This is a genomic window from Enterococcus camelliae (genome assembly GCF_042685105.1).
Classification (GTDB): domain Bacteria; phylum Bacillota; class Bacilli; order Lactobacillales; family Enterococcaceae; genus Enterococcus_G; species Enterococcus_G camelliae.
On record NZ_JBHUMO010000051.1, the window covers coordinates 10,337 to 22,183 of the forward strand.

The window sequence follows — 11,847 nt, forward strand, 5'->3', positions numbered from 1 at the left end:
GCGTTTTGGTTTCTTTCTTCCAGCGATTCCTAAGAATTGATTTCGTTGTTCTTCAGAATAATAACGAGTACCTCCTTGAGAAACATGAGCGGGCTTTAATTCCCCTCTTTTATCCCAGTTTCTCAACGTTTGTGGTGTTACACCTATCTGTTTTCCAAATTCACCTATCGAATACATAGTCATAATCTTCACCTCAAAATGATTATACCACATATTGATGTTTTAAATGATATTTTTATAGATATTTACACATTATGATTAGCTGTTGTTACCCTCCTATAAAAAAAGAGTAGTGAAAAAGGAGACGCTCAACCGATACCCCAAAGAACGATCTGATTGAACCATTCATTGTTGCGTTTTCTAGTTACTCCTTTTGTCCCTACTTCTTTTAAATTCTAGCTAAACAAAGGTTAATAAGAAATATTTCTTCTTTCCTCTACGGATGACACTATACTGACCGGATAATTTGTCTCCATCGGTTAGAATATACTCTACCGTTTGAACCCGTTCACCATTCAAATAAATCGCTCCATTTTGCAAATCTTCACGTGCTTGTCGACGGGAAGTAGCAATTTTTGCTGTGACTAATACATCCAGTAATTGCATTGAATCATCTGCCGTTACATGATAAGTTGGTACACCTTTAAATCCTTGAGAGATTTCTTCCGCAGTGAGTGTTTTTATTTCCCCACTAAACAATGCTTCGGAAATATGAATAGCCTGCAGGTATTTTTCTTCTCCATGAACCAAAGTTGTTACTTCTTTAGCCAGTGCTTTTTGCGCCAACCGTTTTTCTGGTGCCTCATTAAATTGGCGTTCAATCTCAGCAATTTCAGGTAGCGTTAGGAAGGTAAAATATTTCAAAAACTTTATAACATCGCGATCATCTGTATTAATCCAGAATTGATAAAATTCGTAAGGTGTTGTTTTTTCTGGATCCAACCAGACCGCATTGCCTTCTGTTTTTCCGAATTTTGTGCCATCTGCTTTTGTAATGAGCGGCATCGTCAAGCCAAATCCTTGTACTTCTTTTTCTCGTCGCAGTAACTCAATACCCGAGGTAATATTTCCCCATTGATCACTTCCACCTAATTGAAGGAGACAGCCATAATTTTCATAAAGTTTCAAAAAGTCATATGCTTGGAGCAATTGGTATGCAAATTCCGTGTAAGAAATTCCACTTTCAATTCTGCGCTTCACGCTTTCTTTGCTCATCATGTAATTGATTGTGAAGTTTTTTCCCACATCACGTAAGAAATCAATTAAAGAAATTGAGCCCAACCAATCGTAGTTGTTGGCTAACACAGCGGGTGCTTTCTCATCTTCAAAATCAATAAAACGAGACAATTGATTTTTAATGCTTTGTGACCATTCTTGAACAATCGACAACGTATTCAATTGACGTTCTTGATCTTTAAAGGATGGATCACCAATCATACCCGTTCCGCCACCAACCAAGGCAATCGGAACATGTCCTTTTTGTTGAAACCGGCGTAACATAAGAATAGGTAGTAAATGACCAATATGTAAACTATCGGCAGTTGGATCAAATCCTACGTACAATTTAATCGACTCTTCATTTAGTTGTTTTTCTAAAGCTTCTTCATCCGTGGTTTGAAATATCAATCCACGATCTTTTAGTTCTTGAAAAAAATCAGAACTCATGTTCATTCCTCCCAAATACTTACTCAGTTTCCATATTAACTGATATTTTTTCTGTTGCAAAGGTTTTTATCCGGAATTCCAAATTTTCCAAAAAAGCTGCACCTATCCATCCCACCTTTTTTTTGTTATAATTGTACAGAATAAAATGAAACTGAGGTGACCTTTTTGGCTCAGAAATCTAGAAACAAATTAAAAAAATCATCATCCGCTACTCATGGTGCACTTTTTTATTTAAATGTTGTCGTTCGTGTTATTCAATCCCTCTTTCTATTAGTTGTTAGTCTGGGTGTCATGGCAGGGGCGTTTGGTCTTGGAATTGGAGCCGGATACTTCGCCTATCTAGTTGAGGATACGCAGCTACCTACTAAAGAAAAAATGGCAGCAGAGCTTGGAAATCTTTCGCAGACATCCCTTTTGACTTACGCGGATAATTCAACAATTGCGACTGTGAATTCCGATTTACAGCGAACAATGGTTGCTTCGGATAAAATTTCTGATCTATTAAAAAAAGCCATTGTATCGACGGAAGATGAAAATTTTTATCAGCATCAAGGATACGTTCCGAAGGCCGTATTACGCGCTTTAGTCTCTGAAGTAACAGGGATAGGCAGTAGCGGAGGCTCTACCTTAACTCAGCAACTTGTTAAACAACAAATGCTAACGGATGAAACAACCTTTAAACGAAAAGCAAATGAAATTATTTTGGCTCATTTGGTTGATAAAAACTTCTCAAAAGATCAAATTCTCACCATGTATCTTAACGTATCTCCTTTTGGACGAAACAATAAAGGGGAAAACATTGCCGGTGTCCAAGAAGCTGCAAAAGGCATTTTCGGTGTGGATGCAAGCCAGCTAAATTTGGCTCAGTCAGCTTTTATTGCTGGTCTTCCTCAGAGTCCGATTAGCTATAGTCCTTACAATAATGATGGCACAATTAAAAAAGATGTTTCCTTGGGACTAAAGCGGAAAGATTTTGTTTTGTTTAGCATGTATCGCAACAAAACCATTTCCCAAAAAGAATACGACGAAGCCAAAGCGTATGATTTAAAGAAAGACTTTTTGCCGCAAGCCGCTGCAAATACAAATGAACAAAGCTTCCTGTATTATGCTGTAATGGATCAAGCCAAAGCAGTACTTGGGGAAAAATTAGCAAATGAAGCCAAAATCAGCAAAAAGGAATATGCCAAAGAGGAAGTAAAAGACGCCTATGAAACATTGGCAGAACAAAAATTAACCAATGGCGGGTATACCATTCATTCCACCATTGATAAAACAATCTATCAAGCCATGCAAGACGCTGCTATTACCTATGGCTATCAGTTAGATGATGGCAATGGAACCGTAGAAGTTGGTAACGTCCTTTTGGATAATCAAACTGGTCGTATTATTGGTTTTGTGGGTGGTCGCGATTATGCAACCAACCAATTCAACCATGCATTCTCAGCAGAACGACAAGCGGGATCAGCTATCAAACCGGCTCTTGTATATGGACCGGCAATTGACTTGGGGCTAATCGGCACGGAGACGAGGGTTTCCAATTACCCAACTACTTGGGGTGGTTCAAGCACGGATAGCAATGAACCAGTTGTCAACGCAACACCATACAATATGAACACCTTCCAAACCGTTCGCGAGGCAATCTCTTGGTCAAACAACATTCCTGCGTACCAAATTTATCAAAATACCCTTAATAAAGAAGGGTCTAGTAGCTATGTCTATGATCATTACTTGTCCAAAATGAATTATCCAGATGTCGAACAGTGGTCCTATCCATCCGCTCCGCTTGGCGTTGTTGACTTAACCGTACTTGAACAAACAGGTGGTTTTCAAGCACTTGCCAATGGTGGTGTCTATCAAAAAGCTTATATGATTTCATCTATCACTGATTCAAGTGGCAAACCTATTTACGAGCATAAAGAAGATCCTGTTCAAGTCTATTCCAAAGCAGCCGCATCCATTATGAATGATCTGATGCGAAGTGTTCTAACCAGTGAAATCACTTCAAAATATAGACCGCTTCTCACACAATTAAACCCAACCTTAGCAAGTGCTGATTGGGTAGGTAAAACTGGAACAACCAATGATTACAAAGATTCATGGCTAGTTGTGTCCACACCTTCAATTACGCTTAGCAGTTGGACCGGTCATGATGACGGCACGCCATCGGATGAAGGTGCAAGTCTGCGGCAGGCGACTTACATGGCGAACTTAGCCAATGCTATTTACCTCTCTTCACCAGAAACAATTGATGTTGCAGCAAAATTCTCATTGGATTCCTCTGTAAAAAAAGAAACGGTCAACACTTTTACTGGAGAAAAAAATATTAGAAGCATCACCATCAATGGGACAACTTATGCTCTACCTTCTGCGACAACCACCTCCTATTGGGCAAAAACGGGTGCTAGTGACACTCAATTTAAATTTGGTATTGGGGGAACTGATAGCAACTATCTTAACTATTGGCAAAAAGGAGCTAGTGTTACCAAAAAAAGTAATAACGATGCGACTGGTTCTAGCTCTTCCAAAGAAGAAAAAAAAGACGCTGAATCAAGCTCGTCCTCTAACGAAAAAAATAATTAAAAAAAAAACCGACAATGTCGGTTTTTTTTTATTTAGAAGAACCCTTAGGAATAATCGTATATGGTAAGGTAATAGTCTTTTGTTCAATCTCTTCTTTATTCATCATTTTCGTTAATAGCCGCATAGAAACTGCACCCAAATCATAGAGTGGTTGGCTAATGCTTGACAGACGCGGACGTGACACATCAGTAAGCAGTGAATTATTGCTCGTGATGATTTCAAATTCATCCGGCACAGTGATGCCACGATCAATTAACCCATCTAATAAGCCAATGGCCAATTCATCATCAGTTACATAGGCTGCAGTTGCTCCACTATTTAACACTCGATCAACTAAACCCAATCCATTTTTGAAACTGTAAGGTGCTTCAAAAATTAAGCCTTCATTGTATTCAATTTCAGCTTCTTTTAAAGCCGTTTTATAGCCGTTCAAACGATTTTGTCCATTAATAGGATCAATTAAAGCACCACTGATAAAGGCAATCTTTTGGTTGCCATTTTTAGCTAAGACACTAACCGCATCTTTGGTTGCTGAAGTATAATCAATATTGACACTACCCACTTGTTCATCTGGGTCAATCGAGCCGGCAAGTACAACAGGTGTCTTTGAACGTGAAAATTCACCACGGATTTCATCCGTAATACGATGTCCCATAAAAATAATGCCATCCACTTGTTTTGCCAATAAATTATTTAACACATTTACTTCTTTTAAGCTATCGCCATCAGAATTGGCTAAAATAATATTGTACTTGTACATTGTTGCCACATCATCAATTCCTCTAGCCAATGAAGCAAAAAACATATTACTCACATCAGGGATAATTACCCCAACAGTTGTTGTTTTTTTGCTAGCTAATCCTCTAGCCACAGCGTTCGGGCGATAATCCAATCGATCAATTACCTCAAGTACTTTTTTTCGAGTTACCGGTTTCACGTTGGGGTTGCCGTTGACAACGCGCGAAACGGTAGCCATTGATACATTAGCTTCTCTTGCTACATCATAAATAGTAATTGTTTGCTTTTCCATTTTTACTGCTCCATTCTGCTTTTTTTCAGAAAATCTCATTTACATTTCTAAATAAGGATAGCAAAAATACTTTCAATATGCAACCGTTTTAATTATTGTTTTCATGAAAACTTACTTTTGCTTCGATTTTAATTAATGATAAAAAGTGATAAAATAAAGTGATTCTATTATGAAAGAAGGTCAATCCATGAATACCAAAAAACTATCCGAATTACAAACGTATATGAACGCTCACAATATTCAGGTTGCGTACCTCTCTAATCCAACGACTATCGCCTACCTAAGTGGATTTGAAAGCGAACCTCACGAAAGAATATTAGGGTTATTCATTTCTGCAACAGAAGACCCATTTTTGTTTACACCTGCTTTAGAAACGGAACCGGCCAAAAACAGTTCTTGGTCATTTGATGTGGTGGGTTATCTGGATAGCGAAAACCCATTTGAAAAAATTCAGGAAGAACTGCTCACTCGTTACGGAGCTATTGAGTCATTTGGGCTAGAAAAAAGTTCTCTTTCGCTTGATCGTTTTGAAATCATGGCTGCTCTCTTCCCGCATGCCTCTTTTTCAGCCAATTTGACCCCAATCATTGAAACAATGCAGCTTCGAAAAACGGAAAGTGAAATTCAAACTCTTCTGGAAGCTGGGAATTGGGCAGATGTTGCTTTTGACATTGGTTTTTCAGCTATCAAGGCTGGCGTTTCAGAGCAAGAAATCGTTGCAGAGATTGAGTATCAATTAAAAAAACAGGGTGTTTCTCACATGTCATTTGATACATTGGTACTTGCTGGGATCAATGCTGCGAATCCACATGGCACACCTGGTAGCAATCAGGTACAGCCAAATGAATTGGTTTTATTTGATTTAGGAGTAATCTGGAAAGGCTACTGTTCAGATGCGACCAGAACAGTTGCTTTTCACGAACCAACTGCTCTCCAACAAAAAATTTATGACATTGTTTTGCAAGCCCAATTAGCTGCTCAAAAGGCTGTCAAACCTGGTGTTACTGCAGCATATCTTGACAACGTAGCTCGTGAAGTCATTACTTCGGCGGGATATGGTGACTACTTCACCCATCGTTTAGGTCATGGTTTGGGCATGTCTGTCCATGAATATCCTTCTCTGGTAGCGGGAAATGATTTAATTATTGAAGAAGGAATGTGCTTTTCATTAGAACCTGGGATTTACATTCCTGGCGAGGTAGGCGTCCGTATTGAAGATTGCGTCTATGTAACTTCCGATGGGTGTAAACCCTTCACAAAAACATCCAAAAAATTACAAATCATCCAATAGTCAGCTACAAAAAACGATTTGCACTGTACTTTCTACAATGCAAATCGTTTTTTTGTTTGCCTCATTGAACATTGGATTGCCTAATCAGCTCTTACGATTCTAATTTGGCTGCTTCTTCTTTCATTTCCTGTTTCAATTGTTCAGCAACTTCTTCGCTATCTTTTTTTGTTTCGTTCATTGTCGCTTCGGTCGCTTTTTTGGTTGATTGTGCTTCCGTCACAGTATCATCTACATTTTCCGCAAGGCTTTCTTTACTAGCTTCAGCTACCTCTTTTGCTTTATCCAAAACTTCTGCTTTTGTATCCTCGACGGCTTCTTTCGCATCACTTTTTGCGTCATTTACCTCGATAATAATATCTTCTACTTGGTCAGCCATTTCTTCTTTTCCATCAGCAGCTTTCTCTGTCACTTTACTAGTTGCTTTTTTTAATCGATTGGCTAAATCACCGGTTTGTTGTTTTAATGTATCAACAAAGTCTGCTGAGTTTTCATGAATATCATTCACTGAATCTGCTGATTTTTCTTTGATTGTCTCTGCTAAATCATCTGCTTGTTGCGCGAACTGATTTGCTTTTTCTTTGGCTAAATTAGCAAAATCAATTCCTCTGTCTTTCGCAATATCTGAGTAATCCGAGGCCGCATCTAATAAGTCATCCACTTGTTTTGCCAATTTTCCTCGTAATTCCTTGCCTGATTCTGGTGCTAATAATAACGCTGTCACAGCAGCTGCTGTTCCGCCAATAACTGCACCTAATAGAAATCCACCTGTTTTTCCCATATTCTTTTTCCTCCTCTTTTTACTTTGCTGTTTTTGTAGCCTCTGCACTTGCCGCAGATGATTTGCGCTTGGTAAAATATTTCGAAGCTGCTTGGCCAACCTTTCCTGCTACGGTTGCTTTGGCAGTCGTCCTACCAAGCGAACCAACACGTGCGACTAAATTCCTACTAGAATGGTTCAAATCCGATACCGATGTTCCTAAATCAGCAACAGCAGTAAAAAGCGGATCAATTGTTGCAACTTTTTCATTAACATCTAGCAATAATGCATTACTTTTTACCAACAAACCCTCTACTTCTTTTGATAGAATATCGGCATCTTTGGTGATGATAGTTATTGTTTCATTGGTTGTTGCCACGGTACGATTTACTTGATCCATTGTTTTTGAAACTTTGATTAGTACACGGACTAAAAATAGAACTAAAATGACAAACGCAAGCGCTGCAATCAATGCAGCTAGTTCCCCAATTGACATATGAACGCTCCTTCCATTTTTTTCTTTATACAAGCATAGCATTTCCAAAAACTTTCGACAAACATTTTCTATTCAAAAAAAACGGTATTCCCTCAAACAAATCATCCATAAGTGGACGTGATTAAAGCAATTGTACTAGGAAAAAAAGCCTATTATTGATTCGTCATCAATATAGGCTTAAGAATAATCGCTAGTTTTTATTTTTCGTTTTTCTCTGATAAAACAGTTTTTTGGTCTTCTTCACTTAATCTTTTTCCTAAATCAATAATAAAAGAACGCAACTTATCCTTTACTTCTGGGTGGATTAACCCATACTCGATACTTGTTTTCATAAAACCAAATTTATCCCCAACATCATAACGTTTGCCTTTAAACTCACGGGCAAAAACGCGTTGGGTTTGATTCAAGGTATCGATGGCATCAGTTAACTGAATTTCGTTGCCGGCACCTGGTCTTTGATTTTCTAGCACTTCAAATATTTCCGGCGTCAACAAATATCTACCAATGATGGCTAAATCACTTGGTGCTTTGTCTGGCGTAGGCTTTTCAACAAAATTTTTCACATTATATAGTCCTGGTTTTACTTGTTCACCTGGATTAATAATGCCATATTTTGATGTATCTTTATGAGGAACCTTCATGACGGCAATTGTTGATGCGTGTGTGGCATCATAATCATTGATGAGTTGTTGTGTTAAAGGAATTTTGTCTTCCATCAAGTCATCCCCTAACATCACAATAAACGGTTCATTGCCAACGAAAGCCTTTGCTTGTAAAACGGCATGTCCCAATCCGAGTGGGTGTGATTGACGAATAAAGTGTAAATTGACATCAGTGGTCTCTTCCACTAGCTTTAATAGATCTTCTTTTCCTTTTTCTTTTAAATTCATTTCTAGCTCAAGATTGGCATCAAAATGATCTTCGATTGGTCGTTTTCCTTTACCGGTAACGATTAAAATATCTTCAATGCCTGATTTCAATGCTTCTTCAACAATAAATTGAATCGTTGGTTTGTCAACAATTGGCAACATTTCTTTCGCCATTGCTTTTGTAGCTGGTAAAAAACGTGTGCCTAAGCCTGCTGCAGGAATAACTGCCTTTTTTACTTTCATTTTTTCTGCTCCTTTATTATTCAATTGAGAATTCATTTTCGACTTTTCCTTCTCGAAGCATAATGTCTCGAGCGGCTTGATGAATATCTTTTCCTTCATAAAGTACTTGATAAATGCTTTCAGTAATCGGCATTTCGACGTGTAACAACGCTGCTAGCTCCTTGGCAGCTTTGGTGGTCGCTACGCCTTCAACAACCATCCCCATATTTTCCAATACTTCATCGAGTGAATGCCCTTTCCCCAAGAGATTACCCGCTCGCCAGTTTCTTGAGTGCACACTCGTACAAGTAACGATCAAATCGCCTACACCGCTTAAGCCAATAAAAGTTAAGGGGTTGGCACCCATCGCGACACCCAAGCGACTAATTTCGGCTAATCCCCGTGTCATGATTGCTGCTTTGGCATCATCGCCAAATCCTAGTCCAGCTAAAGCCCCTGCACCAATAGCGATGATATTCTTTAAAGCTGCTCCCGTTTCTACTCCGATGACATCTGTGTTCGTATAAATACGAAAATAATCATTCATAAAAAGTGCTTGAACGTACTGAGCGGCTTCTTGTTCACGACTTGCTGCAGTAATCGTTGTAATATCATGTACCGAAACTTCTTCCGCATGACTCGGACCGGATAACACAACAATTTCTTCGCGGTTATTCGGCGCAATTTCTTCTGCTAAAACTTCCGAAATTCGCTTATGTGTGCCTTGTTCTAGTCCTTTTGATGCATGAACAATATGTGGTTTATTTTTGACAATTTGATTGAATTCATGGGCCACTGAACGAATGGCTTTCGTTGGCAAAACAAACAGAACAACGTCCGCTTGATCAATTGCTACCTCGAGTGATTGCTCTGCACGAATGCCAGAATCCATTTTAAGGTTTGGTAAATAATGGCGATTGGTGTGTTGCTCATTGATTTCCTTAATTTGCTCTGGCTTGTTGCCCCAGATTGTTACAACATGCCCATTTTCAGCTAAAACTTGAGCGAGCGCCGTTCCCCATGACCCTGGTCCCAATACAGCGATTCGTTGTTTTTCCAATTTTTATCCCTCTTTCTTTTTAAATGATCCATTCGTTTGGTCCAAGATTACGAATGTAAGGCTTCAACTGTGGATTCTTTTTTCTTCTCCATACGAAGACAACAATGCCACTCACGAACAAAATGAACGATAACAATTGAGAGATACGAATATCCCCATACAGATAAAGACTATCCGTACGCATGCCTTCTACAAACATCCGGCCAAAACTATACCAAATGATATAACTAATGGCGACTTCTCCTTGCTTAAGCAAGCCCGTTTTCCTTCGAAGAAAAATTAATACAAAAAATCCAATAAATGTCCAAAGCGATTCATATAAAAAAGTTGGCTGACGATACGCACCATCTATAAACATGTTTTCAATGATAAAATTTGGTAAGTGAATGGATTGTAGAAAGGCTAACGTTGTTTTTTCGCCATACGCCTCATGATTCATAAAATTTCCCCACCGACCAATTGATTGCGCAATCATCACACTAGGTGCCGCAATGTCTAAGAACGTCCACAAGGGAATGACATGGCGGTAGCAGAAGTAAACCAACCATAAAAAGCCAGCAATTAGCCCACCATAAATAGCCAAACCACCCGAACGAATATTAAAAATTTGGATTGGATCATGTAAATAGGGTTGTAAATCAAACAAGATATAGTACAGTCTTGCACCTACAAACGATAGGGGTAAGCCAAGAAGCATAAAGTCAGAAACGTCATCTCGCCTCATTCCTACCCGTTCGGATTCACGTGAGCTAAGAAAGATTGCTAAAATGATCCCTGAAACGATAATGATGGCATACCAATAGATTGATAGTCCAAATAATTCAAATGCCACTCGATTTACATATGACAACATTCCTGTCTTCTCCCCTTTTATTTACTCGAATTTTCTTCAATCAAGCGACTTAAGCGTTCTTCAAATGCTTTGGTTGCATCATAGCCCATTGAACGAGCTCGATAGTTCATCGCAGCAACTTCAATAATAATCGCAACATTTCGTCCTGTTTTTACAGGAATTTTTATTTGAGGAACATCTACCGATCCAATATTAATCGTTTCATCTGATGTACCAAGACGATCATATTTTTTGTCTTTCGCCCAATTTTCGAGATAAACAACTAATTGAACTTGCATCGATCCTCGCACAGCACTCGCACCGAATAAATTCATGACATCAATAATGCCAATTCCTCGAATTTCAATCAAGTGTTTTAGAATTTTAGGTGGTTCACCAATTAAGGTTAAATCATCTTTCTTAAAGACATCTACCCGATCATCTGCGATTAAACGATGGCCGCGTTTGATTAATTCTAAAGCTGTTTCACTTTTTCCGATGCCGCTATCCCCTTGAATCAAGACACCTAGCCCATAGACATCTACTAAGACTCCGTGGACACTCGTTCGCATGGCCAATTGTTCATCTAAGTAGCTGGACATTTCACCAAGTAATCTTGACGTTGATGCTTTGGATCGCAAAATAGCAATTTGGTTTTCTTGACAGGCTTGGATCATTTCAGCAGGAACGGTCAAATTTCTAGATACAATAAATCCCGGCGTTTCATCCGAGCACAACCGACGCAAAATCATAAGTCGTTCTTCAGGCATCATACGTTGTGCAAAGGTAATTTCTTTGTTTCCAAACAGTTGCAGTCGATCATTTGAATAGTATGAAAAATACCCCGTTAATTCTAAGCCTGGTCTTGAGATATCACTTGTAAATACAGAACGATCCATTGCTTCTGGATTACCAGTAACGATTTCTAAATTCAATGCTTGTGCTAATTCACTTAATTTCACAGACTCTGTCATTCATAACCCTCTTTTCTTTTGACATGTTCTTATTTATTTTATCATTACCATCGTTAAATTCCTATATTCTA

General features: G+C 38.7%; 11 protein-coding genes. 2 read left to right on the top strand and 9 right to left on the bottom strand.

Annotated features, from left to right (window positions below; translation table 11 throughout):
* Together ACFSR0_RS08435 and tyrS are read right to left on the bottom strand one after the other, a co-directional pair.
* On the bottom strand, positions 1 to 183 hold a 183-nt coding region (locus tag ACFSR0_RS08435), incomplete at its 3' end, for a helix-turn-helix domain-containing protein (RefSeq protein WP_379981809.1).
* A 216-nt stretch (positions 184 to 399) separates the two neighbouring features.
* Positions 400 to 1,665: a tyrosine--tRNA ligase gene (tyrS, locus tag ACFSR0_RS08440; protein WP_379981811.1), complete on the bottom strand. Its 1,266-nt coding sequence runs from the start codon at positions 1,663 to 1,665 to the stop codon at positions 400 to 402.
* Positions 1,666 to 1,821: 156 nt separating this feature from the next.
* Here tyrS and ACFSR0_RS08445 point away from each other — a divergent pair, with 156 nt between their 5' ends.
* Entirely contained in the window at positions 1,822 to 4,245 is a 2,424-nt protein-coding gene (locus ACFSR0_RS08445; protein WP_379981813.1) for a transglycosylase domain-containing protein, read from the top strand.
* A 28-nt stretch (positions 4,246 to 4,273) separates the two neighbouring features.
* Here the strand turns inward: ACFSR0_RS08445 and ccpA are convergent, their stop codons facing one another.
* On the bottom strand, positions 4,274 to 5,275 hold the full coding sequence (ccpA, locus tag ACFSR0_RS08450) for a catabolite control protein A (protein ID WP_379981815.1): 1,002 nt from the start codon (positions 5,273 to 5,275) through the stop codon (positions 4,274 to 4,276).
* Positions 5,276 to 5,462: 187 nt separating this feature from the next.
* Between ccpA and ACFSR0_RS08455 the strand changes: the two genes are divergently transcribed.
* On the top strand, positions 5,463 to 6,566 hold the full coding sequence (locus ACFSR0_RS08455) for an aminopeptidase P family protein (protein WP_379981817.1): 1,104 nt from the start codon (positions 5,463 to 5,465) through the stop codon (positions 6,564 to 6,566).
* Between the two features lie 91 nt (positions 6,567 to 6,657).
* Here the strand turns inward: ACFSR0_RS08455 and ACFSR0_RS08460 are convergent, their stop codons facing one another.
* The 6 genes from ACFSR0_RS08460 to hprK form a co-directional block, all read right to left on the bottom strand.
* Positions 6,658 to 7,344 carry a YtxH domain-containing protein gene (locus ACFSR0_RS08460; RefSeq protein ID WP_379981819.1) on the bottom strand — a complete coding sequence of 229 codons (687 nt, stop codon included), beginning with the start codon at positions 7,342 to 7,344 and terminating at the stop codon, positions 6,658 to 6,660.
* Between the two features lie 19 nt (positions 7,345 to 7,363).
* Positions 7,364 to 7,819: a DUF948 domain-containing protein gene (locus ACFSR0_RS08465; RefSeq protein ID WP_379981821.1), complete on the bottom strand. Its 456-nt coding sequence runs from the start codon at positions 7,817 to 7,819 to the stop codon at positions 7,364 to 7,366.
* 197 nt (positions 7,820 to 8,016) lie between these two features.
* Positions 8,017 to 8,931 (bottom strand): UTP--glucose-1-phosphate uridylyltransferase GalU, encoded by a 915-nt coding sequence (gene galU, locus ACFSR0_RS08470; protein ID WP_379981823.1) that lies wholly within the window; start codon positions 8,929 to 8,931, stop codon positions 8,017 to 8,019.
* 16 nt (positions 8,932 to 8,947) lie between these two features.
* Entirely contained in the window at positions 8,948 to 9,970 is a 1,023-nt protein-coding gene (locus ACFSR0_RS08475) for an NAD(P)H-dependent glycerol-3-phosphate dehydrogenase (RefSeq protein ID WP_379981825.1), read from the bottom strand.
* Positions 9,971 to 9,989: 19 nt separating this feature from the next.
* A complete protein-coding gene (gene lgt, locus ACFSR0_RS08480; RefSeq protein ID WP_379981827.1) occupies positions 9,990 to 10,823 on the bottom strand; it encodes a prolipoprotein diacylglyceryl transferase in 834 nt (277 codons plus the stop codon).
* A 17-nt stretch (positions 10,824 to 10,840) separates the two neighbouring features.
* Positions 10,841 to 11,776, bottom strand: coding sequence for an HPr(Ser) kinase/phosphatase (hprK, locus tag ACFSR0_RS08485; protein ID WP_379981829.1), 936 nt, complete (start codon positions 11,774 to 11,776; stop codon positions 10,841 to 10,843).
* Positions 11,777 to 11,847: the final 71 nt, after the last annotated feature.